At 40.7% G+C, this 26,179-nt stretch carries 28 protein-coding genes, 11 tRNA genes and 1 rRNA gene; 6 read left to right on the top strand and 34 right to left on the bottom strand.

Annotation, left to right across the window (positions count from 1 at the left end; all coding sequences use genetic code 11):
• Positions 1–27: 27 nt before the first annotated feature.
• The 5 genes from ABC361_RS16045 to ABC361_RS16065 form a co-directional block, all read right to left on the bottom strand.
• Positions 28–1,575: ribosomal RNA gene (locus ABC361_RS16045) — 16S ribosomal RNA — on the bottom strand.
• Between the two features lie 232 nt (positions 1,576–1,807).
• A tRNA-Ile gene (locus ABC361_RS16050) sits at positions 1,808–1,884 on the bottom strand.
• A 23-nt stretch (positions 1,885–1,907) separates the two neighbouring features.
• Positions 1,908–1,981 (bottom strand) — tRNA-Gly (locus tag ABC361_RS16055).
• Between the two features lie 22 nt (positions 1,982–2,003).
• A tRNA-Pro gene (locus tag ABC361_RS16060) sits at positions 2,004–2,077 on the bottom strand.
• 3 nt (positions 2,078–2,080) lie between these two features.
• Positions 2,081–2,157 (bottom strand) — tRNA-Arg (locus tag ABC361_RS16065).
• 211 nt (positions 2,158–2,368) lie between these two features.
• Here ABC361_RS16065 and ABC361_RS16070 point away from each other — a divergent pair.
• Positions 2,369–3,235 carry a polysaccharide deacetylase family protein gene (locus ABC361_RS16070; protein ID WP_413074879.1) on the top strand — a complete coding sequence of 289 codons (867 nt, stop codon included), beginning with the start codon at positions 2,369–2,371 and terminating at the stop codon, positions 3,233–3,235.
• 6 nt (positions 3,236–3,241) lie between these two features.
• On the opposite strand, the gene ABC361_RS16075 is transcribed toward ABC361_RS16070, so the two are convergent.
• From ABC361_RS16075 to ABC361_RS16115, 9 genes are all read right to left on the bottom strand, one after another.
• Complete coding sequence (locus tag ABC361_RS16075) at positions 3,242–3,595, bottom strand: YuzC family spore coat inner layer protein (protein ID WP_413074880.1); 354 nt, start codon at positions 3,593–3,595, stop codon at positions 3,242–3,244.
• A 187-nt stretch (positions 3,596–3,782) separates the two neighbouring features.
• A tRNA-Leu gene (locus ABC361_RS16080) sits at positions 3,783–3,867 on the bottom strand.
• Positions 3,868–3,898: 31 nt separating this feature from the next.
• Positions 3,899–3,981, bottom strand: a tRNA-Leu gene (locus ABC361_RS16085).
• A 20-nt stretch (positions 3,982–4,001) separates the two neighbouring features.
• Positions 4,002–4,078, bottom strand: a tRNA-Asp gene (locus tag ABC361_RS16090).
• 8 nt (positions 4,079–4,086) lie between these two features.
• Positions 4,087–4,162: transfer RNA gene (locus ABC361_RS16095), tRNA-Val, on the bottom strand.
• 179 nt (positions 4,163–4,341) lie between these two features.
• Positions 4,342–4,416 (bottom strand) — tRNA-Glu (locus ABC361_RS16100).
• An 11-nt stretch (positions 4,417–4,427) separates the two neighbouring features.
• Positions 4,428–4,518 (bottom strand) — tRNA-Ser (locus tag ABC361_RS16105).
• Between the two features lies 1 nt (position 4,519).
• Positions 4,520–4,594 (bottom strand) — tRNA-Asn (locus ABC361_RS16110).
• 74 nt (positions 4,595–4,668) lie between these two features.
• Positions 4,669–5,115 (bottom strand): SprT family protein, encoded by a 447-nt coding sequence (locus ABC361_RS16115; RefSeq protein WP_413074881.1) that lies wholly within the window; start codon positions 5,113–5,115, stop codon positions 4,669–4,671.
• 80 nt (positions 5,116–5,195) lie between these two features.
• Here ABC361_RS16115 and cmpA point away from each other — a divergent pair, with 80 nt between their 5' ends.
• Positions 5,196–5,333 (top strand): cortex morphogenetic protein CmpA, encoded by a 138-nt coding sequence (gene cmpA / locus ABC361_RS16120; protein ID WP_099303503.1) that lies wholly within the window; start codon positions 5,196–5,198, stop codon positions 5,331–5,333.
• Positions 5,334–5,379: 46 nt separating this feature from the next.
• Here cmpA and ABC361_RS16125 read toward each other — a convergent pair whose 3' ends face one another.
• From ABC361_RS16125 to acpS, 13 genes are all read right to left on the bottom strand, one after another.
• On the bottom strand, positions 5,380–7,572 hold the full coding sequence (locus ABC361_RS16125) for a Tex family protein (RefSeq protein WP_413074882.1): 2,193 nt from the start codon (positions 7,570–7,572) through the stop codon (positions 5,380–5,382).
• 39 nt (positions 7,573–7,611) lie between these two features.
• Entirely contained in the window at positions 7,612–8,208 is a 597-nt protein-coding gene (locus ABC361_RS16130) for a PP2C family serine/threonine-protein phosphatase (protein ID WP_413074883.1), read from the bottom strand.
• Positions 8,208–8,993 carry an RNA polymerase sigma factor SigB gene (sigB, locus tag ABC361_RS16135; RefSeq protein ID WP_099303509.1) on the bottom strand — a complete coding sequence of 262 codons (786 nt, stop codon included), beginning with the start codon at positions 8,991–8,993 and terminating at the stop codon, positions 8,208–8,210. The genes ABC361_RS16130 and sigB overlap by 1 nt, the downstream gene beginning before the upstream one ends.
• Positions 8,959–9,438: an anti-sigma B factor RsbW gene (rsbW, locus tag ABC361_RS16140; RefSeq protein WP_099303511.1), complete on the bottom strand. Its 480-nt coding sequence runs from the start codon at positions 9,436–9,438 to the stop codon at positions 8,959–8,961. The genes sigB and rsbW overlap by 35 nt, the downstream gene beginning before the upstream one ends.
• Positions 9,435–9,761: an STAS domain-containing protein gene (locus ABC361_RS16145; protein WP_413074884.1), complete on the bottom strand. Its 327-nt coding sequence runs from the start codon at positions 9,759–9,761 to the stop codon at positions 9,435–9,437. Before ABC361_RS16145 ends, rsbW begins: the two co-directional genes overlap by 4 nt.
• 66 nt (positions 9,762–9,827) lie before the next feature.
• Entirely contained in the window at positions 9,828–10,844 is a 1,017-nt protein-coding gene (locus tag ABC361_RS16150) for a PP2C family protein-serine/threonine phosphatase (protein ID WP_413074885.1), read from the bottom strand.
• Positions 10,845–10,856: 12 nt separating this feature from the next.
• Complete coding sequence (locus tag ABC361_RS16155; protein ID WP_413074886.1) at positions 10,857–11,273, bottom strand: anti-sigma regulatory factor; 417 nt, start codon at positions 11,271–11,273, stop codon at positions 10,857–10,859.
• A gap of 2 nt (positions 11,274–11,275) precedes the next feature.
• Entirely contained in the window at positions 11,276–11,632 is a 357-nt protein-coding gene (locus ABC361_RS16160; protein ID WP_035398810.1) for an STAS domain-containing protein, read from the bottom strand.
• A gap of 19 nt (positions 11,633–11,651) precedes the next feature.
• Positions 11,652–12,470 (bottom strand): STAS domain-containing protein, encoded by an 819-nt coding sequence (locus ABC361_RS16165; protein ID WP_413074887.1) that lies wholly within the window; start codon positions 12,468–12,470, stop codon positions 11,652–11,654.
• 151 nt (positions 12,471–12,621) lie between these two features.
• Positions 12,622–12,972 (bottom strand): type II toxin-antitoxin system PemK/MazF family toxin, encoded by a 351-nt coding sequence (locus ABC361_RS16170; RefSeq protein WP_099303522.1) that lies wholly within the window; start codon positions 12,970–12,972, stop codon positions 12,622–12,624.
• Positions 12,973–12,975: 3 nt separating this feature from the next.
• Complete coding sequence (locus ABC361_RS16175) at positions 12,976–13,182, bottom strand: antitoxin (RefSeq protein WP_099303524.1); 207 nt, start codon at positions 13,180–13,182, stop codon at positions 12,976–12,978.
• A gap of 373 nt (positions 13,183–13,555) precedes the next feature.
• Positions 13,556–14,578, bottom strand: a complete 1,023-nt coding sequence (locus tag ABC361_RS16180) for a LolA family protein (RefSeq protein WP_413074888.1) — start codon at positions 14,576–14,578, stop codon at positions 13,556–13,558.
• A gap of 115 nt (positions 14,579–14,693) precedes the next feature.
• The gene (acpS, locus tag ABC361_RS16185; protein ID WP_413074889.1) at positions 14,694–15,056 is read right to left on the bottom strand and encodes a holo-ACP synthase; all 363 of its coding nucleotides are present in this window, start codon (positions 15,054–15,056) and stop codon (positions 14,694–14,696) included.
• A 91-nt stretch (positions 15,057–15,147) separates the two neighbouring features.
• On the opposite strand from acpS, the gene ABC361_RS16190 reads away from it, so the two are divergent.
• Both ABC361_RS16190 and ABC361_RS16195 read left to right on the top strand, forming a co-directional pair.
• Positions 15,148–15,900 (top strand): rhomboid family intramembrane serine protease, encoded by a 753-nt coding sequence (locus tag ABC361_RS16190; protein WP_413074890.1) that lies wholly within the window; start codon positions 15,148–15,150, stop codon positions 15,898–15,900.
• 94 nt (positions 15,901–15,994) lie between these two features.
• Positions 15,995–16,606 carry a YitT family protein gene (locus ABC361_RS16195; protein WP_413074891.1) on the top strand — a complete coding sequence of 204 codons (612 nt, stop codon included), beginning with the start codon at positions 15,995–15,997 and terminating at the stop codon, positions 16,604–16,606.
• A gap of 159 nt (positions 16,607–16,765) precedes the next feature.
• On the opposite strand, the gene ABC361_RS16200 is transcribed toward ABC361_RS16195, so the two are convergent.
• Both ABC361_RS16200 and ABC361_RS16205 read right to left on the bottom strand, forming a co-directional pair.
• Positions 16,766–18,682, bottom strand: coding sequence for an LTA synthase family protein (locus ABC361_RS16200; RefSeq protein ID WP_413074892.1), 1,917 nt, complete (start codon positions 18,680–18,682; stop codon positions 16,766–16,768).
• Positions 18,683–18,825: 143 nt separating this feature from the next.
• On the bottom strand, positions 18,826–19,584 hold the full coding sequence (locus ABC361_RS16205; RefSeq protein WP_413074893.1) for a M15 family metallopeptidase: 759 nt from the start codon (positions 19,582–19,584) through the stop codon (positions 18,826–18,828).
• 288 nt (positions 19,585–19,872) lie between these two features.
• Here ABC361_RS16205 and ABC361_RS16210 point away from each other — a divergent pair, with 288 nt between their 5' ends.
• Together ABC361_RS16210 and ABC361_RS16215 are read left to right on the top strand one after the other, a co-directional pair.
• Positions 19,873–20,181, top strand: a complete 309-nt coding sequence (locus tag ABC361_RS16210; RefSeq protein ID WP_413074894.1) for a hypothetical protein — start codon at positions 19,873–19,875, stop codon at positions 20,179–20,181.
• A 100-nt stretch (positions 20,182–20,281) separates the two neighbouring features.
• Entirely contained in the window at positions 20,282–20,914 is a 633-nt protein-coding gene (locus tag ABC361_RS16215) for a YesL family protein (protein WP_413074895.1), read from the top strand.
• On the opposite strand, the gene ABC361_RS16220 is transcribed toward ABC361_RS16215, so the two are convergent.
• The 5 genes from ABC361_RS16220 to ABC361_RS16240 all read right to left on the bottom strand — a co-directional run bounded on the left by ABC361_RS16220 (position 20,915) and on the right by ABC361_RS16240 (position 26,089).
• Entirely contained in the window at positions 20,915–21,853 is a 939-nt protein-coding gene (locus ABC361_RS16220; protein WP_413074896.1) for an MBL fold metallo-hydrolase, read from the bottom strand.
• A 27-nt stretch (positions 21,854–21,880) separates the two neighbouring features.
• Positions 21,881–23,215 carry a dihydrolipoyl dehydrogenase family protein gene (locus ABC361_RS16225; RefSeq protein ID WP_413074897.1) on the bottom strand — a complete coding sequence of 445 codons (1,335 nt, stop codon included), beginning with the start codon at positions 23,213–23,215 and terminating at the stop codon, positions 21,881–21,883.
• A 99-nt stretch (positions 23,216–23,314) separates the two neighbouring features.
• A complete protein-coding gene (locus ABC361_RS16230; protein ID WP_413074898.1) occupies positions 23,315–24,055 on the bottom strand; it encodes a sugar phosphate isomerase/epimerase family protein in 741 nt (246 codons plus the stop codon).
• 13 nt (positions 24,056–24,068) lie between these two features.
• Positions 24,069–25,106 (bottom strand): Gfo/Idh/MocA family protein, encoded by a 1,038-nt coding sequence (locus tag ABC361_RS16235; protein WP_413074899.1) that lies wholly within the window; start codon positions 25,104–25,106, stop codon positions 24,069–24,071.
• A 14-nt stretch (positions 25,107–25,120) separates the two neighbouring features.
• Complete coding sequence (locus tag ABC361_RS16240) at positions 25,121–26,089, bottom strand: sugar phosphate isomerase/epimerase family protein (RefSeq protein WP_413074900.1); 969 nt, start codon at positions 26,087–26,089, stop codon at positions 25,121–25,123.
• Positions 26,090–26,179 lie beyond the last annotated feature (90 nt).

Raw genomic sequence — 26,179 nt, forward strand, 5'->3', positions numbered from 1 at the left:
ATATCGACTAGAGTAAATACTCCATAGAAAGGAGGTGATCCAGCCGCACCTTCCGATACGGCTACCTTGTTACGACTTCACCCCAATCATTTGTCCCACCTTAGGCGGCTGGCTCCAAAAGGTTACCTCACCGACTTCGGGTGTTACAAACTCTCGTGGTGTGACGGGCGGTGTGTACAAGACCCGGGAACGTATTCACCGCGGCATGCTGATCCGCGATTACTAGCAATTCCGGCTTCATGCAGGCGAGTTGCAGCCTGCAATCCGAACTGAGAATGGCTTTATGGGATTGGCTCCACCTCACGGCTTCGCTGCCCTTTGTACCATCCATTGTAGCACGTGTGTAGCCCAGGTCATAAGGGGCATGATGATTTGACGTCGTCCCCACCTTCCTCCGGTTTGTCACCGGCAGTCACCTTAGAGTGCCCAACTAAATGCTGGCAACTAAGATTAAGGGTTGCGCTCGTTGCGGGACTTAACCCAACATCTCACGACACGAGCTGACGACAACCATGCACCACCTGTCACTTTGCCCCCGAAGGGGAAGCTCTGTCTCCAGAGTGGTCAAAGGATGTCAAGACCTGGTAAGGTTCTTCGCGTTGCTTCGAATTAAACCACATGCTCCACTGCTTGTGCGGGTCCCCGTCAATTCCTTTGAGTTTCAGCCTTGCGGCCGTACTCCCCAGGCGGAGTGCTTAATGTGTTTACTTCGGCACTACGGGCATCGAAACCCCTAACACCTAGCACTCATCGTTTACGGCGTGGACTACCAGGGTATCTAATCCTGTTTGCTCCCCACGCTTTCGCGCCTCAGCGTCAGTTACAGACCAGAGAGTCGCCTTCGCCACTGGTGTTCCTCCACATATCTACGCATTTCACCGCTACACGTGGAATTCCACTCTCCTCTTCTGCACTCAAGCTCCCCAGTTTCCAATGGCCGCTCGGGGTTGAGCCCCGAGATTTCACATCAGACTTAAGAAGCCGCCTGCGCGCGCTTTACGCCCAATAATTCCGGACAACGCTTGCCACCTACGTATTACCGCGGCTGCTGGCACGTAGTTAGCCGTGGCTTTCTGGTGAGGTACCGTCAAGGTGCCGGTAGTTACGCCGGCACTTGTTCTTCCCTCACAACAGAGCTTTACGACCCGAAGGCCTTCCTCACTCACGCGGCGTTGCTCCGTCAGACTTTCGTCCATTGCGGAAGATTCCCTACTGCTGCCTCCCGTAGGAGTCTGGGCCGTGTCTCAGTCCCAGTGTGGCCGATCACCCTCTCAGGTCGGCTACGCATCGTCGCCTTGGTAAGCCGTTACCTTACCAACTAGCTAATGCGCCGCAGGTCCATCCCTTAGTGACAGCCGAAACCGTCTTTCAAAAGAAAATCAGGCGATTCTCTTTATTATCCCGTATTAGCTCCGGTTTCCCGGAGTTATCCCAGTCTAAGGGGCAGGTTACCTACGTGTTACTCACCCGTCCGCCGCTAACTTCCGGGAGCAAGCTCCCTTCTGTCCGCTCGACTTGCATGTATTAGGCACGCCGCCAGCGTTCGTCCTGAGCCAGGATCAAACTCTCCGTTAAAAGTGTTTTCTTACACACGGATGTGTTGACTTCGACGTTGCAACACGACGTTGCGGTCTTAGTCGAAGATCCTAAGCTGTTGCACATTTTTTAAAGCTGTGTCTAACTTCATTGACGAGATACCTTGTATCTCTTTTACGCTTGGCTTTTGTTCAGTTTTCAAAGAACTCGTTTTGTTTTAGCAACTTTTCTATCATAATAACTGAAAGGAAAATTGTCAACACTTTTTTCATGGTGGGCCTGAGTGGACTCGAACCACCGACCTCACGCTTATCAGGCGTGCGCTCTAACCAGCTGAGCTACAGGCCCATCAACTTATGGTGCTATAAGTATGGAGCGGGTGATGAGAATCGAACTCACATCATCAGCTTGGAAGGCTGAGGTTTTACCACTAAACTACACCCGCAAATATATTTTAAAGAAAAGAGTCGGGAAGACAGGATTTGAACCTGCGACCCCTTGGTCCCAAACCAAGTGCTCTACCAAGCTGAGCTACTTCCCGTAATGGCGCGCCCGAGAGGAGTCGAACCCCTAACCTTCTGATCCGTAGTCAGACGCTCTATCCAATTGAGCTACGGGCGCTTATTGTTTGCTTCACCGTCTCGTTGACGACAAATAGAAATATATCATAAATACTCGAACCGGACAATAGTTTTTTAAAAGAAAATTAAAGACAGAATCTTCCCCTGATTCAAGTATTACTTCTAACCCTTATTATAGACCAGTTTCAGAGTTGTCCATACTCTTTTGAGCAATTAAAATAAACATATAGTCAAATTGAAAGGATAACTCTATGAATTATATTAAACCACTTACACTGACAGTTTCATGTTTACTATTCGCAAGTTGCACTTCTAACTTGGACAACACTCAAGTGACTTCTCTCTCGGTTAAATCCCCAACAATCATCGAAAGAAGTACAGCCACTCCTTCTTTTTTACAAAGTCTAGATAGAGATCAATTTGACTTAAATGCTTATCAAGATCAAGCACCAACTGAATGGGGAGAATTTATTTCAGGGGTCAAAACAAAACTAGATACATCTGAAAAGGTCATCGCCTTAACACTTGATGCTTGTGGAGGTGAACACGGTAGTCAATATGATGAGGAATTAATCAATTATTTAATTGAGCATAGAATTCCAGCGACCTTATTTATTAATGCGCGCTGGATTAATCATAACTCCGACCAATTTCTAAAGTTAGCGAACCATCCATTGTTTCAAATTGAGAATCACGGAACAGAACATAAGCCTCTTTCAGTGAATGGGGAGGTAGCTTGGGGTATCAAGGGAACACATTCTATAGAAGAAGCTCATCTAGAAGTCATGACCAATCATCAACTCATTACTGAAACGACAGGCAAGGAACCAACCATGTTCCGTCCTGGCACTGCTTATTTTGACGATGTTACTGTCTACATGCTCAATGATTTAAACATAATACCGGTCAATTATTCCATATTAGGTGATGCAGGTGCTACTTACACGCCAAATCAAGTGGCTGATGCACTCGTTAACCAAGCTGAACCAGGCGCAATTGCTTTGCTACACATGAATCAACCGAATAGCGGAACCGCCGAAGGGCTAAAAGAAGCCATTCCTCTATTACTTGACCAAGGCTATTCTTTTGTTAACCTTAGCGACTACCCATTAAAGTAGATTGCCTCATCCCCACTTTAAAACAACGGACAAGGAGCAACAACTTTCACCTTCATTCATACCAGGAGACTGCATTTGAAACACAACTCCTGTGGGGGAGTATTGTATATTCGTCACCACGGTCAAACCTGGTATGGACTTAATTAGTTGGTCCACAAGAGGTTGGTTGCTTTTCTGAGCAGCATCCATTAATTGATATGAAAATTGCTTATCTTCAAGTCTCGACATTAATAATTGGCTTTGTTTTAATAAATACTCAAACTGATGAACCGACTGAGATAACGTGGTCGTATCAATGGCCGGTAATGACCTCATTGGCATATGGTTCATGTAGCCACGATGAAAATAAGGATTAGTCACCTTCTATCACTCCTTCTCATTTATCATACTCTATGCGAAGGCGTGCTCAGTTGAGCCAGTATTCCCTATCTTTAATCGATCGTCATTAAGACAAACACCACTACATTAAACATGACCTTTATTTTTAGAATCACAATACAAAAAGTACCAAGACGACTTGTCTTGGTACTCGTAACTTTAACTATTATGCGGTTGAGAAGACTCGAACTTCCACGGGATTTAACTCCCACTAGGCCCTCAACCTAGCGCGTCTGCCATTCCGCCACAACCGCTCATTGAATAAAAAAAGCACTTTTTAAAAAGTGCGGGTGAAGGGACTTGAACCCCCACGTCATAAAGACACTAGATCCTAAGTCTAGCGCGTCTGCCAATTCCGCCACACCCGCGAAAAAACAAAATAATATAATGGCGGTCCGGACGGGACTCGAACCCGCGACCTCCTGCGTGACAGGCAGGCATTCTAACCAACTGAACTACCGGACCAATATACATGGTGGAGGATGACGGGATCGAACCGCCGACCCCCTGCTTGTAAGGCAGGTGCTCTCCCAGCTGAGCTAATCCTCCAAATATGACTTTAGATAACCTTCGTATTTTTTCGTCCAATTCATGTCTTTCAGTCAGTCATGTACAGTTGTACACTCTCTCCTTCAAGCATTTCTTGTCCTCAATCTACTCGATTCTCTTTGTCAATTTTCAACTTTAGATAAACTTAAAGGTTATCTAATTTACTAAAACAATCGTGTTGGTGACCCGTACGGGATTCGAACCCGTGTTACCGCCGTGAAAGGGCGGTGTCTTAACCGCTTGACCAACGGGCCATTTATAAAAATGGCGGAGAAGGAGGGATTTGAACCCTCGCGCCGCTTACACGACCTACACCCTTAGCAGGGGCGCCCCTTCAGCCACTTGGGTACTTCTCCATGGCTCCACAGGCAGGATTCGAACCTGCGACCGATCGGTTAACAGCCGATAGCTCTACCACTGAGCTACTGTGGAATATGTAAAAATCGCTTGTCTCCTTAGCGACTTCTATAATATATCATAAGCCACTAATTAAGTGCAAGACTTTTTTATGATAAAAATGCAAGTTTTCCTTTACATACTCCACATACATATTTGGATTGATTCACTTTTCTTTTTCTATAATATTTCTGTGTACACGACATACATTGATACACTAAGAAAGATGGGCTTTTCTCTTCTTTTACCGAACGACAAAAGCGCGGCGCACCAACTTTTTTCAGCAGTTGTTTGAAATCTTGATCGCCGTGGCGATAGCCCTTGCCTAACAAATGTAGGTGGTAATGGCATAATTCGTGCTTAATAATGCCGATAAGCTCTTCTTTTCCATACTTCAGGAAATGTTTTTCGTTTAATTCAATATGGTGGCTTGAGAGTAAATAGCGTCCTCCTGTTGTACGTAATCGTCCATTAAACATCGCCTTATGTTTAAAAGGAAGACCAAAATAGGAGTGAGATAATTCTTCAGTTAATCGCTGTAATTCTTCGTTTGTCATAACGCCTCCTAAAAATAATCATCAACACTGACAAACCCGCAGGCATATACTATTTGAAAAGCGGAAGGAGCGATTTCGTTTTGCCAACTTGGCTTCAAAATCAATTAAAAAAAGCATATAACGAAAAAAATCGTCACCAAATTAAAGTACTTAATCAGTGCTGGTTTTATTATAGATCGACGGCGCAAAGCCGCTTTACGAATAAGAAGACCATTTAAATGGTACCACAAAAAAAGGAGAGCCGTCATGCTCTCCTCATTTATTTTATGGTTGCTTCATCGTAAGTCCAATGCGCTCTTTCTCATAATCAATGGTTTCAACCCAGACTGTCACGATTTCTCCTATGGATACAACATCCAGTGGGTGTTTCACGAAACGATTCGCTAATTTAGAGATGTGAACAAGCCCATCTTGTTTAACCCCTATATCGATAAAAGCACCAAAATCGACGATATTTCGGACAGTCCCCTGTAGTTCCATTCCTTTTTCTAGATCTTCCATTTTTAAAACATCTTGCTTTAGCTGGGGCGCCGTTACTTCGTCCCTCGGATCTCGATTCGGACGGATAAACGCATCTAATAAATCTTCAAGCGTATGGTGACCAATATCCAGTGATTGTTGCAATTCTTCTTTTCGTACCCCGTTCACTTTTTCTTTTAAATCATTGCTTCCAATTTCATGAACGGTTGCCTTAAGTGTCTCTAAAATCGTGTTTGCTTCTGAATAACTTTCTGGATGGATCGCTGTTGCATCGAGCGGATTTTTCCCACCAGCAATACGTAGGAACCCAACAGCTTGCTCTAACGATTTTTTTCCTAACCTCGGAACTTTCTTTAATTCCACTCGGCTCACAAATGCACCATTTTCATTACGGTAATTTGCAATATTTGTTGCTTGCGTTTTATTTAACCCTGACACATAAGATAATAAAGCTGCTGAAGCGGTATTTACATTGACACCAACCCGGTTTACAACCGTTTCTACAGTAAATCGAAGAGATTCGTTTAACTTCTTTTGCGTCACATCATGTTGATATTGCCCGACCCCAACTGATTTCGGGTCAATTTTCACTAACTCTGCTAGCGGATCCTGAAGCCTTCGCGCTATTGAAATCGCACTCCTTTGCTCCACTTGCAGTTCAGGAAACTCATTACGAGCTAATTCGGAAGCAGAATAGACGCTTGCCCCGGCTTCATTTACGATGACATAAAAAACGGTATCTTTTACATCCTTCAATACACTAGCGACAAATTGTTCCGTTTCTCTTGACGCTGTACCATTCCCAATCGCAACCATTTTGACCTGGTATTTTGTAATAAGGTTTCGAACGACCTCTGCCGCTTCTTTTTCTTTATGATGCGGCGCCGTTGGATATATAACGCCAATATCTAGAGGTTTGCCGGTATCGTCTATAACCGCCCATTTGCAGCCTGTCCGAAAAGCAGGGTCAATGCCAAGTATGACTTGCTCTTTCATTGGAGGTTGTAACAATAATTGCTTTAAATTCTCTGCAAAAATCGAAATGGCTTGCTCTTCCGCCACTTCAGTTAAGCGATTTCGCACTTCCCTCTCAATAGAAGGTTCAATTAACCTTGTGTAAGCATCTGTTATTGCTGCTTCAATTACTGGTACAACTGGAGAACCGTGTTTTCGAATAAACAAACGTTCCACTTTTTCAATAAACGCTTCTTTCGGAAACGATAAGCCAACTTTAAGGACATTTTCTTTCTCACCACGATTTAAAGCTAACGTTCGATGCGGCACAATGGTTTTGACAGATTCCTGATACTCGTAATAATGGCTAAACACACCTTTCTCGTCTTCAGCACCCTTCTTCAATTCGGCTGTAATAAGTCCCTCTTTCATTGCTGCAGCTCTTAATGCCTCTCTTACTTTTGGGTCTTCAGCAACAATTTCGGCAACAATATCATTTACGCCTGCAAGGACATCCTCAACCGTATTCAACTCTTGTTCTACATTTATATAAGATTGCGCTTCTTTTTCGATTTGAAACGAACTTGGGTATGTCAACATCGTCGTGGCTAATGGTTCTAAGCCTTTCTCTTTTGCAATCGTCGCCTTGGTTCGTCTTTTTTGACGATATGGCCGGTATAAATCCTCTACTTGTTGAAGCTGTGTTGCGCTCGTTATTTTCTTTTCTAATTCTGTTGTTAATTTATCTTGTTCTGCAATTAAGCGAACCACTTCATCTTTTCGTTCCGAGAGATTTTTTTCATAGTCGTATGTATCAGCAATTGATTTAATTTGAACTTCGTCTAACGCACCTGTTTGTTCCTTACGATAGCGTGCGATAAAAGGAACCGTATTCCCTTCTTGCAATAAGGAGACGACATTCTGAACTTGCTTAACTGATAAATTTGTTTTTTTAACGGTTTGATTAATCCATTGTTCCAATACGTACTTCCTCCTTTTTTCCACACTTTCACCATTTATCATAACATAAAAAAATAAGCAGCTGATTTATGCAATCCCTGCTTATTTTAAATTACCTACCATAAGTGTAGCATCATCTTTGTTACTATAAAAATCACCGTGCAATAAATTATCGCTAACTGAACAGGAAGGCACTTTGTACTGATGCAGTTTAGGTACTTGCTCAATTCCATCAGAGTACATAACAAATCTTGAACCTGGTTTGTAACTAAACTGTTCGCTACTTAGCTTTTGCACACGTCCACATAAGTATCCTCTTTTTGGTAATGGTTGAACAACCGTTCCATCTGGTTGATAAAGGATAAACCCAATGTTGCCAAAGTTTGAATACGTTAAAGTTGAGGCTTCGTAGTCAATTCTTAGTAGCGTAATAACTGCGCCTCTTTCATTCGTAAGATACTCATTGCAATGCTCGAGAATCTGTTGTGCGTCTTCGCCTTGATGATCTTGAATGGCACGAATCGCTTTCTCCGCTGAAAGGTGCGCCCCCTTGCCACTTCCAAGGCCATCGATCACAGCACAAATCGTGTACGTATCTGCCTGTAGCACAATATGGCCATCGCCACACACAGTATTTCCCGGCTTTGTTTTCTGTACGGTTGCCACATCGATATGATGATCTTTATAATATGTGACCATTAGAAAATCTCCGTTGGCTCTATTCGAATGGAATCGCGGAGTTTTTGTAACGCGCGTCGTTGCAAACGGGATACGTGCATTTGTGAAATTCCTAATTTTTCTCCCGTTTCTTTCTGGCTAAGATTCTCATAATACGTGCATTGCAAAATTTCTTTTTCACGTTCATTTAAAACCTGAAATGCTTTTTCCAACAACATTTTTTGATCAGCTTGTTCATAGCCATCATCATCATTCCCTACTAGATCAAGGAGCGTAACTTCTCCACCTTCTTGATCTGCTTCTAGCGAACGATTTACAGAAAGAGCTTGATAACTCTTGCTCATCTCCATTGTTTCGAGTACTTCTTCTTCGCCAACTTCGAGGTACTGAGCAATCTCATGCACATAAGGAGAACGCTGAAGTTCAATCGTTAGCGCATCAGCAGCTTTCTTTATCTTAGGACCAAGTTCTTTAATTCTTCGTGGAACATGGACACTCCAAGTTTTATCACGGATAAAACGCTTGATTTCCCCTACAATAGTGGGTACGGCAAAAGATTCAAAACTTCTTCCGTATTCTTCATTATAGCGGTTTAAAGCCGCAAGTAATCCAACCATTCCAACTTGGAAGAGATCTTCGTCGTATTCTCTACCCTTTGAAAATTTTCGAGATAAAGAACGAACAAGTGCCTCAAAATGTTTCACAAGGCGGACTTGAACTTCTTCATTTTTTGTGCGTTGATATTCCTCTATCCACTGATAAATTTCATCCTTATTCTGATTGTAAGGAAGAGATTCCGTCGACACTTTCCTTCACCCCACTCTCGTAAAGGTACTTTGTCATAACGAGCATCACGCCGTTGTCTTCATTAATTTCTACTTTATCCATTAACGTACTAATGAGGAATAAGCCAAGCCCTCCTTCCTTTAAATCTCCAACGGGCTTCTTGGCATCAACAGGACCAAGACGGCTTTCCACTTCCGCTATGTCAAAGCTTTTTCCTTGGTCAGCTACTACAATTTGAATTCGGTCTTCAAAGATATAGCAAGCTAATGAAATAAATCCGTCTTCTGAATAAGCGTGCTCGACTACATTTGTACATGCTTCAGCTACGGCAATTTTCAAATCCTCAATGTCGTCGTAAGAAAAACCTAAACGATTCGCTATACCTGAAACTGTTAGACGTGCGATACTAACAAATTCCGGCTTTGCAGGAAGTTCTAGATGGATGCGATCATTTTGTTCCATCACCCTTGTCCCTCCTTCTCTTTAATCGAAATGACTTCATCAAGACCAGTAATCGAGAATAATCGTTTGATTCGACTAGACATTCCCAATAACGTTAATTCACTGTTTGTCGCATCTGTTGCTTTTAAAACACCAACAAATACGCCTAAACCTGTACTATCTATATATTCTACTTCATCAAAATGAATGTTAATTTGTTGATTTTCTTTTTCAGCTAAAGGAAGTAATGATTCTCTTAATTGAGGTGCCGTGTAGGCATCAATTTCTCCCGAAAGGTGTATATGATAAGCGGATTCCACTTGTTCAGACTTTATTGAAAGGTTCATACTTGTTACTCCTCCTAAAAGACCATTTCATTTCCATTGTACTCTCTTACCACGTATTAATTTACTTTAAACCTTTCTTCGCAAAATAATTAATGTAAAGTCATCCCTTAACGTGAAATCTTGTAACTTCATTAACTCATCATATACATGATCAACCATTTCCTGAGCTGATAAATGCATATATTTACGAATAAGATCTGTGATTTCATCTCTCTCTATAAAGTCGTCGCCAACTCTGCATTCAGTCACACCATCTGATAAAAGAACAACAAAATCACCAATGTTTAAATGACGTATGTATTCACGGTAGGTCGTTTTCCGAGATACACCTAATACAAGCCCTTTAGCTCGTAGCTCTTCAAAAGCATCTTTCTCGTCACTGTAAAAAAAGCCTGGTTCATGACCAGCTCCAGAATAATGAAAATCAGAGGTTGTTCTGTTATAGTAACCATACATCATCGTAATAAACATACTATCGTCAACATTTTGCTCAACGACACGATTTAAATTTTCTAATAAGACAGACGGTTGCAATTGTTGTTCAGAAGGCAAACTGTCCATCGCGTATTTAATCATCGACATACATAAAGCGGCCGGGACGCCTTTCCCAATAATGTCCGCAATCGCCATTCCAAGTCCTCTATTATCATCATGTACATAATGATAATAGTCACCGCTCATTTTTTTAGCAGGTACCGAAACAACGCCAACATCGAGAAAGTTGGCATTTGGCTTCTCTTGCGGCATTAACGTTTGCTGCATATTTGCAGCAACCTCAATTTCCGATTCTAATTCTTGCTGTCGATTTCTTAATATTTGGTGCTCTTGATACGCTAAGCCATAACCCATCATAACCTCAAGTAATAAATCAAACGAATCCTTAACCTTCTTATCAATGGCGGGTAATAATTCTGTTAATAACTTAAAATGAATGCTCACAAACTCTTCTGGAGAGATTTGTTGCTCCAGAAGAAATTTGCTTATCTTTTGCGCTTCATAAAGACTTTCCTCTGATTGATTCTCAAGAAAATCTTTTAAAATCCGCTTATAGGAGAGTTGTAATTTATGGTCAGTCAATGGCATTCACGCCCCTCCTTACCTTGTCCATTTCGTTGCGGTAATTGTTGTTCCCACTCCTACTTCAGAATCAATGGTAAACTCATCCATCAATCGTTTTACACCAGGTAAACCAGCACCTAAACCACTAGATGTTGTAAACCCATCAACCATAACCTGTCTTATATTTTGAATTCCTGGACCTTCGTCTGTCGCTGTTACCCGAATACCTCTACGAGCTCTAGGATTATTCGTATCTTCTACAACTTCCAGACGAATTTCTCCTCGGTTTGCATACAAATAAATATTCCGTGCAAGCTCTGAGATGGCTGTAGTGATGCGCGCTTGATCGACATTTCCAAAACCAATTTGGCGAGACAGATCACGACCTGCTTGTCTAGCCGCCACGATGCCCCACTCATTATTCACTTCAACAGCGGATTGGAGATTATCCATAATTAACCCTCCAATTCCTGTTGCAAACTTGCGAGTCCTTGCTCAAGGTCTAGAGCGGTTGATACACCCTCTAATTTTATGCCCATGTCGATTAGCGTAATGGCAACAGCCGGCCGAATGCCAGTCAATACAACTCTCGCCCCCATTAAACTCGACATATCAACGACATCACCTAAAACTTTTGCAATAAAAGAATCAATCATATCAACACTTGTTAAATCAATGACAACACCGTTAGAGCCTTCTTCATGAATTTTCCCTAATAAATCTTCTTGAAACTGAAGAGCCGTTTGGTCATCAAGCTCGGTTTGTATGCTGATTAACAAATACTGATTTAATTTCAGAATTGGAATTCTCATATTCCATTTCTCCTTCCAATTACATATCCGATAATTGTTTACCTGTTATTTCAAGGGCTGTGACAACGCCCTTTCTTAAAGTACTTTTCGTTGGAAATTTTGTTAAATCTATTCCTAGATTGACAATCGTTTGTGCAATTTCAGGTCTAATTCCTACTAGTATACACTTAGTGCCCACAAGTCGTACAGCTTCAGATGCTTCAATTATATGATGAGCAACCATTGTATCCACAACAGGGACACCTGTAATATCAATTAATACGACTTTAGAGCGATTTTCAATGACACCTTCTAATAAATTCTCCATTATTAATCTTGCCCGCGCCGTGTCAATACTTCCAATTAAAGGCATAACGGTAATCCCTTCAAAAACAGGGATAAGCGGCGCAGATAGTTCTAATAGAGACAATTTTTGCAGTTCAATGGTTTCTTCCCACGCTTCCGAATAATCTTTAACGATTCGGTTCATTCGTTTATCAATCCACTCGTCTAGCTCTATAAGAAATTCCAGTGCTTCCTTCTTTTCAAAATCTGAATCAAGCACAAGTTGCTGACACGCTTTACGCAGAAGGTGAATGGAATGTGATAGGAAATGAAGCGTCCCTCCATTTTGAATATAGCGGTGTACATAATCATTTATTTTACTATTAAGTTTTTCACTTCGTTCGTCCGCGGTTTCAAGCATTAAATCTAAAAACTCTTGGTTTGTTTTTTCGAATGATTGATCTGTTAACGATTGTAAGTAGTTTTCAGATCGAAGTTCCGTTAGCTTCTTTCCCCATTCATCTAGTAGCTTACCCCTATTCTTTTTCAAGTACGAGACAATATAGGACTGCATTGATTTGTCTCCTCCTCCCACTAAGAACATCCTTCCCCCTATTATTCCACGAGTTTCGGTTCGTTGCAAAGGATTATATGTTTGATCACAATACTAATTTTTGTTAGCCTGTCATTTAGACACAAAAAAACCCCTAATCAACACCGAGGGGTTAAAAGTCAATCAATCCTAAACTGATTGTCAATGCTTTATCAACTGAATGCATCATCTTTTCATCGAGATGAGTAATCTTGTCTGTCAGTCTTTGTTTATCAATTGTTCGTAACTGCTCAAGTAAAATAACAGAATCTCGATCAAATCCATACTTGCTAGCGTTTATTTCTACATGTGTAGGTAATTTTGCTTTTTGAATTTGAGCCGTAATCGCTGCAACAATAACAGTAGGACTAAACCGATTTCCAATGTTATTTTGAATGATGAGCACTGGTCGTACCCCACCTTGCTCTGATCCTACAACTGGAGATAGATCAGCAAAATAGACATCTCCGCGTTTCACTATCAAAGGCTACACCCCACTAACAAGACGTGTCAGCGTATGATTAGCTTCCTCCTCAGCAAGAAAGGCTTCTGATGCAATCGTTAGATTAATTTTTGCCATTTCCATATAGCCTTGTTGCATCGATTCGCGAATTTCAGCCTTCAGTTCAGCACGGTCTTTTAGTCTTGGATCATTCCATTTTTCTTGTTCAAGCACAGTGTCCACCTCATTCATTCAGTGTGTATGGCCTAGACGCCGAATTAGTCCGTTCATATATACATGTTCTACATGTTTCATCATAGCATTCTACACCTAACTTTGCAAAGCCTCTTTTGAAAAAATAAATTTGCCCGATTTGAATAAGTTGCTTGGCGCAAACGTCGTCTCGAATCCTAGTTTTACCTACTCTTGTTAATCTATGCAACTTCGATTTTATTTAGTTGTGTTCCGATAAAAAACTCATTCATTGTTGTATTGAATATCTCCAACAACAGGGTTCTCAAACCATCATATGTTGCAACACCTGCGTTCCTTCTAATAAAAAGAACCGGGCACGGGTTCCCCATGACCGGTTTCATTTTCAAACGAACGACAGCTTGCACTCCACTTATTTCTCGCCTACCGCTACAACTGAACGCGCAACTTCAATTAACTCTTCTGTTTCCATGTCTTGTGATAACAGTGAGAAGTCAGAGCCATTGTGTGACCACATAATCGTATCATTCATCTGGATACCAACCGCAAAGCCTAAATCAACAATTTCAGCTGACACTAAGTTCTGCGGTGCAGATGCTGGAACCGCTTGTGCTTGTTCTTGAATAAGCGTGAATGACTTATCACCTGAATATTGCTGTACATACGTTGTACGGTCTCCTGTTTCCACTTGATCTTCTTGCGGCTGATCATTTACACCATCAGGAACAAATTCAGGGTAATATATACGAAATTCTTCATTTAACTCCTCTTCAGGATCGGCCATTGTCGGTTCAGACATTTGCGCTCCCGTCATAACCTTCTCTGTTTCGAATTCCTCTGCCGCTACTTCAGGATTCTTTTCAAACTCTGTAAACGTAAGATCGACTAACACATTCCCGTCTGCATCCATAATCTTAACAGAGGCTGGTTTTAGATCTTTCTTGTGCAAGCGAATTTCTTGGCTATTTAAATTTTTGTTTTGGTACATCGTAGCTGTTGTAAACGTATAGAAATCATCATCTTGAGTAAATTCCATGTCAGCGCCTAAGCTAATATCTTTCAGCAATGACTCATAAAGATAAGCTTGACTGCTTGTTTTTGGCCAGTCGCTTTGGAAACGAAATACTTTATTTAATGCAGGTGTAAGAACAAAGACCCCTTCGTCATTCTTTAAAATAATTTGGCTTTGGTCATTTGATGTATTCTTCAAATCCACTTTATAATACGTTTGATCTTTTTGCATAACGTCAACGTCATAAGTTTGTGGTTCTTGACCTGTAGCTAACTGCATCGTTGCTTTTGACTTGTAGCTTGTTGTTTCTTCAAGTGCCTTTTCTACATCATTTAACACGTCTTCTTGCGATTTCTCGCCACACCCTACTAAAATCACGACTAATAAAGCAGCGACTAGCGAAAGCCACACCTTTTTTTTCATCTTACTCTTCACCCCTTCAGCTCACATTCGGCGATTGGACAAAATCCAATACCCCTGTTGCTGTAAACTATATGAGCGGGGTCCAAGCAATATGCAGACAAGTCGTGACAAGTTTTCAGGTTCGCTCAATAATCACCTGCGCAAATGCGTATTCCTTTGAGTGTGTAATGGATAAATGACTCAAAAAATTTTTTTCTCCTTTTATCCAAATTTCCGGCTTCCCCATGTGGTCAGCTAGAATTTCAATGTCTTGAAAAGAAAGATGGGCACCAATTCCAGTTCCTGTTGCTTTCGCGTAAGCTTCTTTTGCAGCAAAACGTCCAGCAATGTACTCTACTTGCCGCGATTGTTCAGCTGAAGCAATACGAGAAAACTCTTTTTTTGTTAGAACCCGCGCAATAAATCGCTCTGGCTTGCGCAAGAGCACTTTTTTGATGCGGTCAATTTCAATGATATCAATACCGGTTCCGGCAATCATCTCCTCACCCTTTCTTAGTATGTCTTGCGGTATGGAACTGTTATAATACGAATAGAATAAAATGATCACTTTATGTAAAAGGAGCTTGCTTATGTTTTTTCGAAATGAGACGTTTTCTTCTTATATAAGAAATTACCCTATCGTCTCCACGATTATTGCGCTAAACGTAGTGATATTTTTGTTAATGACTCTTTTTCCAGTCATTCGCGAAGCTGGGATCGGCTTTAATTTAGCGATTTCTTATGGCGAGTATTGGAGACTGATAACACCAATCTTTCTCCATAGCGATTTGTTTCACCTTGCCTTTAACATGGGTGCGCTTTTGATTTTCGGACCTGCTGTGGAGTCGATGATTAAAAAGTGGAAATTTGTTTTCCTTTACTTATTACCAGGTGTGCTGGCTAACATCGTCACATTTTTTCTCCAAGATCCTTTTTACTTACATCTTGGTGCGTCAGGGTCGATTTATGGTTTATTCGGTGTTTATTTGTACATTTATTTATACCGTAATGATCTCATTAGCAGACAAACATCGCAAATTATCGTTCCGCTTGTAATTATTGGCGTCATTATGACATTCATCAATCCGGGCATTAGCATTACTGGTCACATATTCGGTCTCGTCTCCGGTGGATTGCTTGCCCCGCTGTTTTTAATTGGCGCTACGACTCCATTTGTCTATCGAACACGTACACGTAAAGCTTATATTGACGAAGACGAAGTGTCGTTTAATCCAGACCGCTGGAAAAATCGAGAACGGAACAAAAAGATTAAAATCGCGTTAATCGTCGTTGCTGTTCTATTATTTCTAGGGTTTGTCTTTTTACAATCCATTCCACAGTAAAGCTTTTCTCCCTCATACAGCATGTCAGCATAGTTAAAGAGTTGTCCGCATATGTATAACCAAGCTTAGCTAATTGTTGTGTGAGGGTGATAAAGTGGGAAAAGGATTACGCTACGTACTAATTTTATTTTTAGGCTGTCTACTTATTAGTGTCGGAATTAACTTCTTCTTCGTTTCTTATCATTTGTTAGATGGAGGCATTATAGGTATTGGCTTAATTGCACACTATTTATGGAATGTACCTGTTGGGATGACCATTATCGTTGTTAGCATCCCTATTTATATCTTCGCATGGATTTATTATCGACCGTTCTTTTTTAATTCTCTGGCCGGTGTCATTGTATCCTCTTTAATGATTGACTTTTTTGCTGCCTTCATTCCAGAAACCCCGATACTCGGTCCATTAGCAAGTGCGGTTATTGGCGGCTTAATGTTAGGGGTCGGTGCTGGTATTATGTTTTTACTCGATATTAGTACAGGCGGTTTCGATCTTCTCGCTCAAATGATTTCAGCAAAAACGACTTGGAACGTTGGTGTGCTTATTGTTGGTTTTGATTTAGCCGCCGTTGTAGCAGGTATCCCTGTCATTACCTTTGATGAAATAATCCTTTCTACCATCGCTGTTATTGCAACTGGTTTTGCCACAACTGTTATTACAGCGGTTGGGGGCGTAAATGCTCATCCAAGGCCACCGTTAAGCATTTAGGGCATGTATAAATCTCCTGAAAAAATCCAGTACAAGGCGCCGTACACGACGGCAATACTTGCAATTAAAATGAACCAAAATCGGTTACTTTTCTTCATTCCCTACACCTCTTTTCAACCACATTGTACAAAAAAGCCGTCGCAATTGCGACGGCTTTTTTTATTCTTCTTCACTATCGTTGTTTCGTTCATCTTGATCTGTAAGGTTCTCGTTGTTCGGTTCAAAGAAACGTAGTAAGTCTCCGTAAATAAGCTTATCGGAATACTCTAAATCTGAAGCGGCACGTTGCGCATACTCGCCGCAAGCATTTGCATCCTCTTCCTCTTCAAACGGTTCACCAGTTTCTTTGTTGAAACATGTGTTATTGGTCCAAACCACGTCGTCCGTTATAAACGAGCCGTTACGTAAAACAGCAAAAGAATCACGTTCTGGAGCAAATAAATCTGAACCAAACTGAATATCTTCTTTCGTACTCATACCGAGTAGATGCATTAACGTCGGCTGAATATCAATTTGTCCACTAACTGTATCAATCACTTCCCCTTCATGGCCTGGGATGTGAATAAACATCGGCACACGTTGAAGCTGTACCGTATCATATGGTGTAATTTCTTCTTTCTCTAGATAATCCGCCATTGAACCATTATGGTTGGTAGAGATACCGTAATGATCTCCATACAAAATAAAGATCGAGTCTTCGTACATCCCTGCTTCTTTAATTTCTTCAAAGAACTGTTCAACTGCATAATCCATATAACGAACAGTTGGGAAGAATCGATTTAGCGTGCCGCTACTGAACTCACCTTCTGGAATCATTTTATCTTCTTCTTCTAATTCAAAAGGAAAATGATTGGTAAGGGTAATGAACGTGGTGTAAAAAGGCTCCGGTTGTTCTTGTAAATGATCAATTGATTGTTCAAAGAACTCTTTATCCTTTAAGCCCCACCCTACTGAGTTTTCTTCTGTTACATCATAATACTCAACATCGTAAAACTTGTCATAGCCAAGTGTCTCATAGACTACATCTCTGTTCCAGAAAGAACGATTGTTGGCGTGCATAACTGATGTGTAATATCCATTTTCACCAAGAATTTGCGGCGTCGCGTTGTATTCGTTTTGTGCATGTGTAAAGAATACCGCACCACTACTACGCCCAAACATGGAATTCGCTACAATAAATTCTGAATCAGACGTTTTTCCTTGTTCGGTTTGATGATAGAAATTCTCGAAGTAATAACTGTTCTCTTTTAATTCATTTAAGAATGGTGTAATTACTTCGCCGTCCAAATCATTGTCAATGACAAACGACTGGATGGATTCTAACGAAATCATAAAAACATTTTTACCTTCAGCAGCGCCAAACATTTCTGGGTCTGGCTCTTTATGGTTTGCTTGTACATAGTTTTGAACTTCAACAATGTCTGAGCTGTCAGCTAAAACACGCTGCGCTCTTGACTGAGATTGCAAAAAGACATCATATAAATGAAAATTAAATACGCCAATATTTTTCACTAACATATCCCGGTCAAATGAACGGGTTAATAGTTGTGGACGTTCTGTTTGCGCTAAAGCCAAGTTTCCTAAGAAAAGGAGAATGGATAGTGAAAACAAAAGGATTGGCTCTCTCTTTAAACGACCAACTACAGGTACTTTTTGTTTAAATACTAAAAAGGCTAATATCAATACGTTTGAGAAGATGAATACATCCCAAATCGTCATTAATTCAATGACACTTGATGATAAGTCTTGCATGTTGTTCGTTTGAAACAAGACAGGGATGGTCAAAAAGTCTGAATAAAAACGATAGAACAACAAATTGCCGTACAAAATAAACGATCCAATAAAGGATAGAACGATAATCATAACGTTCCGGGCACGATTCTTAAATAATAACGCAATTGCTAAAAGCAGTATGGATGAACTAATCGGATTTATAAACAGTAAAAATTCTTGCATCATATTCTCTGCTGGAATCGTAAACGACACTTTATAGAGAATATATGTCGTAAGTGACAATAACGCGACGGCAAGCCAAAAGAACTTTAACCGCCTAAAGCCAGCTTTAATTTTGGTCATATCGCTAGTCTCCTCTCATAACACGAGTGTGACCCTATTTTTTATCTACTTTTTTATCTCGTGGGTTCTACAAAGATAAAGTTTATCAAAAATCGGTTCCCTTGAATACCGTTCCACTGACATAATGAACTTTCACACTGGTTTTACATTTTCTTTACATTTTCAATAAATTCTTCATACGACACAGATTGTTCATACATGTCATTCGCGATGGTTCCCACATACCTTAAATGCCACGGCTCATAGCTATAGCCTGTAATGTCTTCTTTGCCCTCTGGATAACGAATGATAAATCCAAACAGATGGGCATGGTCTTCAACCCAAAGTCCTTCTTCTGTTTGGCCAAATTCCTCCGTTAGACCGAAGTTCACACTAGAGGATGACACATCCATTGCTAGGCCTGTTTGATGTTCACTAAATCCAGGTTGGGCAACTAGCGTTTGGTCCATCCCGCTTTGAATTTGTTGGTTTTTAAACAACTCATACTGGCGTTCAAATGAACGAAATCCAGAATTTGCATATAAAATATGACCCTCTAGCTCGGCCTCATAAAATAATTGCTCTAATGCATCTGCCGCTTCTTCCCGTAAGTAAGAGCGTTCTTGGATGCCTTCATAAGGTCTACGTACATCTGGTACAACTAAATCGTTAGGTTCATAATCAACAGGTAAACGGTTTACTAAATTAACGTTCGCTTCAATGTTCTCTGGGTTCTGTATAATGGGCTCACCTTGAACCGTAATGACATTATTAAATTCGATTACATCATTGGCTTCCTCAATACCTTCTTCATCGACAGGTTCTTCTTCATATTGTCGGTTCTCTTCATCTTCCGTATCTGCAGTTGAACACCCGACAATAAAAAGACTAACGATAATAGAAGGAACTATATATTTTTTCATACTGATCATCCTTGCTCTTTTTTCTTACCGTCTAATAGTACCTATTTTTTTACCTGTTGAAAAGAACTTCTTTGCTTTTTTACTCTTGTCCACCATTATAGTCTATTTAGGATATGCATAAGGAAACATCTTTATGAAGGTGATAACAATGGTCATTCAACCAGATTCAGGGAATTGTTTAATTATTCAAATACCCCTATAAAAAAGACATAAACCTAATTAGATGTGTAAGCTTAAAGAAAATGGGGAACGGATACATACATTAACTCATAGAGAGGTGAAGAAATAATGAACCGTGAGCGCTACTATGTAACCATTGATATGTCTATGATGAAAATTTCCGAAACGAAGATTCCTGATAATACGATTCAATATGAAATTTATGCAAATAAAGAAGAAGTTGACAAGATTAACGCGTTAATCGAACAAATAAAGTCAGAAGATTTCCGTCAGGAAGAAATTTTTCAACGACCTTTCCAAGAAGGGAAGGCTGACGAAGATAAAGAAACAACTGACAATGAACTGCAGGAACTCTACACAGTTATCTATGATCTTGGAACCATTGAAACAAAAGAAGTGGTCAAAGATTTAAAATAGCAGACAAAAAAGCGTGCTCGTTGTGAAAAACGCAACGAACGCGCTCTTTTTTTATGGTACAATTACGATAACGCTTTCATAATAAGAGGTGATCATTCAGATGGAAATGAACGGACTTATGGGTGGCGTCTATCGTATAGCAGAATGGATTATGCGCTTAGCGGCCATTAATTTGCTTTGGATCGCTTTTACAGTAGGCGGATTAATCGTAGGTGGATTATTTCCGGCTACTCAAGCCACTTTCGCAATGACTAGACAGTGGATACGCGGAGAAACAGATTTACCTATTTTTAAGACCTTCTTACATTATTTCAAGAAAGATTATTGGAAAGTTCAAATAATGGGCTTTTCATTAACATTCATTGGTTTCATTCTTTATATTGATCTTTTGTTTATCTATCAATCAACAAATTCATTTGTACAGCTTTTAACGTTTCCTCTGCTCATACTAACACTCATTTATGCATTAACTTGTTTCTATGCGTTCAGTGCATTTGTTCATTATGAGTTATCTGTTTTCAAATTATTAAAACATGCGGCGCTGCATACGGTTGTTCGCCCGTTTTTAAGCGTTGGTATGATGACGAGCTTTGCTGCCTCTATCTTTCTCATGTTTCAATTTCCTGGCGTCTTGCCTTTCTTCGGCGTCTCTATCCCTATTTTCTTACTGATGTGGTTTTCTCATACAGGATTTGTACGCAATGAAGAAAGACAAAAAAGCCAAGCAGCCTAATTATGTTTTTGATTCCAACTGAAGCGTTCCCCCTATTGGGAGGATGCTTTTTTTATCCTCTGACATCCCTTGCTCACGCCAAGATTGCTCAAATCGCTCTAGCGCTTCAGGACCCGTGTCATCTGCTAATCGAAACGTTCCGTAATGCATCGGCACAAAATGCTTTGCACCTACATCTTGAAAGCCTTGAACCGCTTGTTCAGGAGTCATATGGTCAAGTTCCATAAACCATTCTGGTTCGTATGCCCCAATGGGGAAAATCGCATAATCGATTTCTGGCTTTTCTTGACCTACTTCTGTAAAGCCGTCAAAGTAACCACTATCCCCTACAAAATAAACAGACTGTTTCTCTGCTTCAATAATCCAGCCACCCCACTTCGATGTATTTGTATCAAATAAACCTCTTTTCACCCAGTGTTGAGCGGGAACAAACGTAAACGATAGTGCCTGACTAGACCTCCATTGCTCCCACCATTCTAGCTCAAACACACGATCACTTAAAAATCGTTTCGTCACGAACAGAGACTTTAGCCCTTTCGGTACAAGGAAAATAGGATCTCCTGGTAGGTTTTTTAACGTTTGAAAATTAAGGTGATCATAATGTCCATGCGAAATGACAACAAAATCAACGGGCGGTAACGAATGAATAGGAATGGTTATCGGTACACCTCTCTTCGTTGTGCCCATAAAATTAGCCCATACAGGATCGGTCAAAACGGTAACCCCATTCATACGTAATAAAAATGTGGCATGACCAATCCACGTTAAGCTATCAACGTTCATATTATGAAAGAGTTGATAATCTGGCTTCGTTTGGATTGGGATTGTTGTGTGCAAGTCTTTGTTTTTACTTTTTCGTTCCCGGTACCATTGAAAAAAATCTTTTATACGATGAGTATTTCGAATCCCGTTTGGATTTTCATATTTTGGTTTTCCCATGTACGCTGACACCTTCTCATTTTAACGTTAAATTAAGTTACTACTATCACCTAGAACAGACGGATAAGTAAAATGAACAGAAGACAGTGCATCCGTTTTTAAACCGAGTTGAATGGCCGTTGAGAAATAGTTTACCCATTGATCTGCATAAACGGTCAGAAATTCTGCACCGAGCACTTGATTTGTTTTCTGATCAATATAAACCTTTCCTAACGCTTTGTCTTCTTTAATCATTGTGTATGTTAACCATTCTGTCATCTCTACATCATGCAAATCGTATGCCACTTGCTGCTTATCTAATTCTTCTTTTGTATACCCGACTCTTGCTAGTTTCGGAATCGTAAATACGACTGATGGCATTGCACCTTGATCGAGCTCTTGTTTTTTGTCGTTCAGAATATTATTTACCACGAGCCCGCCTTCTTGTCCAGAGAGTGGTGTTAACGGTAATGATTGGGTGGACGACACATCCCCAGCAGCATACACCCTTGGATTCGAGACACTTCTAAGCGTGTTGTCGACAATGATGCCACCTTCATCAGTTTCAACCCCTGCTCGATCTAAATCCAATATCGCGATATTTGGCTTTCTACCAGCACCATGGACAACTTTATTCACGGTTACGGTTTCTTCTTCTGTTTTGATTACGTAGTGCTCGCCGTTTGCAGTAACTGACTGAATGGATGCATTCCAATGAAAGGTTATCCCTAGCTGCTCTGATTGTTTGACAAGTTCGTTAACATGATCTTGATCAAACGCCTTTAATGGTCGATCGCCAGCATCAATAATATGAACGTCAACACCTGCTCTTGCAGCAAGGTGAGCGAATTCAAACGAAATATAGCCAGCGCCAATGAATGCAATCGTTGCTGGTAACGACGATAAATTTAAGAAGTCTTCATGAGTAAGCAATTGGTCTGAACCAGAAAACGGCAAATCAGATGGCGTTAACCCTGTCGCAATGATAAAATGTTCGGCTTTCATGTGCTGGTCGTTTACTTGAATCGTCTCTTTTCCTAAAAACGTCGCATAGCCTAAATACGTATCAATTCCTGAATCCTTCATCAATTGTTCAATATCTATATAAACCGATTCAGTATAGCGATTTTTCTCTTTCATCGCGTCTTCCCAATTAAACACAATCTCACCACTTATACCTGAACCAGTCAGCTTTTGTGCCTGCCAAACCGCTTCACTTCTCGTATAAAGAATTTTTTTCGGATCACATCCGAAATTCGGACACGTCCCTCCAAAGCGTTTTCCTTCAATAACGGCAACTTGTTTATTTGCTTCGGCCAATGAAAATGCTGCAGCCATTGCAGCAGGACCGCTACCTATAATAATGACATCATATGATTTCACGTGAAATCCTCCTTTACTAGCTCTCTAGTTCCCGTTTTTATTCTGATAAAAACAAAAAAGACGAGTAAGGATTTGAATTCCCCTCACTCGCCTTCATTGCTATGCCATTGCCTTGATGTTTTTATAGCTAATGGCAATGCTTTCAAGTGGCGTACGCTCACTAACGTCTTGTTCCACAATAAAATACTGTGTCCCCACGCTTTTAGCCGTCTCAATAATTTCTTTAATGTTTAACGTCCCTTCGCCTACCTCAGCAAAAGGAATGTCCCCGTCTTTCTTATCTTTAACGTGAATAACAGGCACACGGTCTTTATGCTTCGCTAAGTAATCAGTTGCTTTGTAACCTGCGTATTCAACCCAAAACGTATCGCATTCCAGCGCCATATTACATGTCCTTGTATTGCGTAACAAGAGGTCTAACGCCAATTCTTCATCAAATGATTCCATTTCAAAATCATGATTATGGTAAAGCAAGAGCATCCCCGCTTCTCTAATTTCATTGCCGATGGTTTCAAGCTCTTCTGCCAGATCAAAGTAATCGGTTTTTGTTCCTCGTTCGTCTTCAGTTAAATATGGGCAGACAATATATTGCACACCTAACTCTTTATGATACGTAATCACGTCTTGAAGTTCGTTCCGCAATTTTTCAAGCGGAACATGACTCGACCACGGCTCAAGTCCAATCTCATCTAGCATCGCTTTTACTTCTCTTGAAGAATAACTGCTAAATCCAGCAAATTCAACGCCGGTATAACCGATTTCTTTTACCTTTTGTAACGTTCCTTTAAAATCCTTTTCCATATCATCTCGTACCGTATATAACGCAAGCCCTACATTCATCGGATCGTCCTCCCTAATTAACTGATTTTACAGTGACAAACGATTTTGATTCTGATGACTTTAATGCTGCTAATACTACTTGTAGTGATTTCATTCCTTCTTCTCCACTGATAGAAGGGGTACGGTCCTCAGTAATCGACGAGATAAATTCATCAATGACGCCACTTGCCACTTGACCGTCAGCTTCATTTGTTGCAATGGCTCCAACGGAATATTGCTCAACACTGCCGTCTATTAATTTCACAACGACCTGCACATCAGGATGATCATGAATTTCCAGCACACCTTTTTCTCCGTAGACAGTTGTTGTATTATCTTCACCTTTGTAATACGTCCAGCTCGCTGCCATCGTACCAATGGCACCGCTTTCCATTTTTAAAAGCGTTGTTGCATTATCGTCCACATCTGCTTGTTTATGAAGCGTATTGACAAATGCCGCTACTTCATCCACTTCCTCGTCTAATAACCAGCGCATAAGATCAATCTTGTGAACACCTAAATCGCCCATCGCCCCGACAAAAGCTTTGTCCTTTTTAAGGAACCACGTATCTTTTCCTTGGATACTCCAAGAATCAGCGCCACCATGACCAAAGGTTGTTTTAAACGTTAGCGGTTTGCCAATTTTTCCAGACGATAAAATTTCCTTTGCCTTTACATGCGGAGGCATTAACCGTTGATTATGACCAATCATGAGCTTTACGCCATTGTTCGTAGCCGCTTCAATCATCGCTCTCGCTTCTTCTAAAGAAGTAGCCATTGGTTTTTCGCATAGGACATGGCATCCAGCATTTGCTGCATCAATAGAGACACTTGCATGATCAACATTCTGTGTACATACACTAACCGCATCAATATCGACTTCAGCTAAAAGATCTTTATGTGACGTATACACGTTCGTTACGCCGTAGCGATCTGCCATTTGCTGGGCAACTTCTTGATTTAAATCACAAAATGCAACAAGTTCGACGTTTGGATTTGCCGCATACTCTGGAACATGACGGTGAATCGCAATGGATCCACAGCCTACTACAGCCACTTTAATTTTACTCATGTTGTTTTTCCTCCTTAAAGCCACCACATCTCAGGAGCTGGCTCTTTCATTAAGACTTGTTGTAAATTGCTTACTGCTTTTTGAAACCCTTCATCAATGGACATAAGCCCATCTTCATGTTCAATGCTAATGGCACCGTCATAGCCAACTAGGCGTAGAGCGCTAATCATATCTGCCCACGTTTTTAAATCATGGCCATATCCAACTGATCTAAAATACCATGCGCGATCTTGAAGATTCGCATATGACTGCATATCAAGCACACCATGCATGTTCATATTTTCTTGATCTAAATACGTATCTTTTGCATGGAAGAAATGTATGGCATCTTTCTTTCCAAGAATTTTTATCGCTGCTACTGGATCAATCCCTTGCCACCAAAGATGACTTGGATCGACATTCGCTCCAATGGCTGGACCACACGCTTCACGTAATCTCAATAACGTCGCAGGCGAATGGACGAGAAAACCACCGTGAAGTTCTAAAGCAATCTTTACGTCATGTTCTTCTGCAAACGTCGCCATTTCTTTCCAATAAGGAATCAGCTTTTCTTCCCACTGCCATTTTAAAATATCACTGTATTCATTCGGCCAAGCTGCAACAGGCCAATTTGGCTGTTTGTCGCCTTCATACGCGCCTGGAGTCCCTGAAAAAGTGGTAACCGTAGACACATTTAATTTTTTTGCTAATTTTACCGTTTGGATGAACGAATCATGTGAAGCTTTTGCAAAAGCTTCATCCGGAGAAATGGCGTTTCCATGACAGCTTAAACTAGAAATAGTCAACCCACGATCATCTACCGCTTTTTTAAACGCTTTCATTTTTGCTTCATCAGCTAAAAGTTCGGCAGGATCACAATGAGCCGTTCCAGGATAGCCACCTGTTCCAATTTCAACGGTTTCTAAACCGAGACTCTTTACATGATCGAGCATTTCTTCAAAAGGTTTTTCCGAAAATAAAACGGTAAAGACACCAAGTTTCATTATTGTTCCTCCTATGAGATCGATTTCACATTTGTTTATGAAAGTTCCTCTTTATTGTACTGCTTTTGCTTTAAGATTTTAACCCTTTTT

The sequence above is a fragment of the Shouchella phoenicis genome, from assembly GCF_047238345.1.
In the GTDB taxonomy this organism is placed as follows: domain Bacteria; phylum Bacillota; class Bacilli; order Bacillales; family Bacillaceae_D; genus Shouchella.

What these genes read in the sequence shown, in the direction of transcription:
- ABC361_RS16070 (WP_413074879.1), top strand. Translation starts at nt 2,369, where the DNA reads ATGAATTATATTAAACCACTTACACTGACAGTTTCATGTTTACTATTC.
- ABC361_RS16175 (WP_099303524.1), bottom strand. Translation starts at nt 13,182, where the DNA reads ATGAATGAGGTGGACACTGTGCTTGAACAAGAAAAATGGAATGATCCA.
- ABC361_RS16215 (WP_413074895.1), top strand. Translation starts at nt 20,282, where the DNA reads ATGGAAATGAACGGACTTATGGGTGGCGTCTATCGTATAGCAGAATGG.
- ABC361_RS16235 (WP_413074899.1), bottom strand. Translation starts at nt 25,106, where the DNA reads ATGAGTAAAATTAAAGTGGCTGTAGTAGGCTGTGGATCCATTGCGATT.
- ABC361_RS16165 (WP_413074887.1), bottom strand. Translation starts at nt 12,470, where the DNA reads ATGCAGTCCTATATTGTCTCGTACTTGAAAAAGAATAGGGGTAAGCTA.
- ABC361_RS16200 (WP_413074892.1), bottom strand. Translation starts at nt 18,682, where the DNA reads ATGACCAAAATTAAAGCTGGCTTTAGGCGGTTAAAGTTCTTTTGGCTT.
- ABC361_RS16205 (WP_413074893.1), bottom strand. Translation starts at nt 19,584, where the DNA reads ATGAAAAAATATATAGTTCCTTCTATTATCGTTAGTCTTTTTATTGTC.
- ABC361_RS16160 (WP_035398810.1), bottom strand. Translation starts at nt 11,632, where the DNA reads ATGAGAATTCCAATTCTGAAATTAAATCAGTATTTGTTAATCAGCATA.
- ABC361_RS16240 (WP_413074900.1), bottom strand. Translation starts at nt 26,089, where the DNA reads ATGAAACTTGGTGTCTTTACCGTTTTATTTTCGGAAAAACCTTTTGAA.
- ABC361_RS16180 (WP_413074888.1), bottom strand. Translation starts at nt 14,578, where the DNA reads ATGAAAAAAAAGGTGTGGCTTTCGCTAGTCGCTGCTTTATTAGTCGTG.
- ABC361_RS16230 (WP_413074898.1), bottom strand. Translation starts at nt 24,055, where the DNA reads ATGAATGTAGGGCTTGCGTTATATACGGTACGAGATGATATGGAAAAG.
- ABC361_RS16115 (WP_413074881.1), bottom strand. Translation starts at nt 5,115, where the DNA reads ATGACAAACGAAGAATTACAGCGATTAACTGAAGAATTATCTCACTCC.
- ABC361_RS16155 (WP_413074886.1), bottom strand. Translation starts at nt 11,273, where the DNA reads ATGGATAATCTCCAATCCGCTGTTGAAGTGAATAATGAGTGGGGCATC.
- ABC361_RS16130 (WP_413074883.1), bottom strand. Translation starts at nt 8,208, where the DNA reads ATGGTCACATATTATAAAGATCATCATATCGATGTGGCAACCGTACAG.
- ABC361_RS16210 (WP_413074894.1), top strand. Translation starts at nt 19,873, where the DNA reads ATGAACCGTGAGCGCTACTATGTAACCATTGATATGTCTATGATGAAA.
- ABC361_RS16125 (WP_413074882.1), bottom strand. Translation starts at nt 7,572, where the DNA reads ATGATAAATGGTGAAAGTGTGGAAAAAAGGAGGAAGTACGTATTGGAA.
- acpS (WP_413074889.1), bottom strand. Translation starts at nt 15,056, where the DNA reads ATGATTGCCGGAACCGGTATTGATATCATTGAAATTGACCGCATCAAA.
- ABC361_RS16145 (WP_413074884.1), bottom strand. Translation starts at nt 9,761, where the DNA reads ATGAACCTTTCAATAAAGTCTGAACAAGTGGAATCCGCTTATCATATA.
- ABC361_RS16150 (WP_413074885.1), bottom strand. Translation starts at nt 10,844, where the DNA reads ATGCCATTGACTGACCATAAATTACAACTCTCCTATAAGCGGATTTTA.
- ABC361_RS16220 (WP_413074896.1), bottom strand. Translation starts at nt 21,853, where the DNA reads ATGGGAAAACCAAAATATGAAAATCCAAACGGGATTCGAAATACTCAT.
- ABC361_RS16190 (WP_413074890.1), top strand. Translation starts at nt 15,148, where the DNA reads ATGTTTTTTCGAAATGAGACGTTTTCTTCTTATATAAGAAATTACCCT.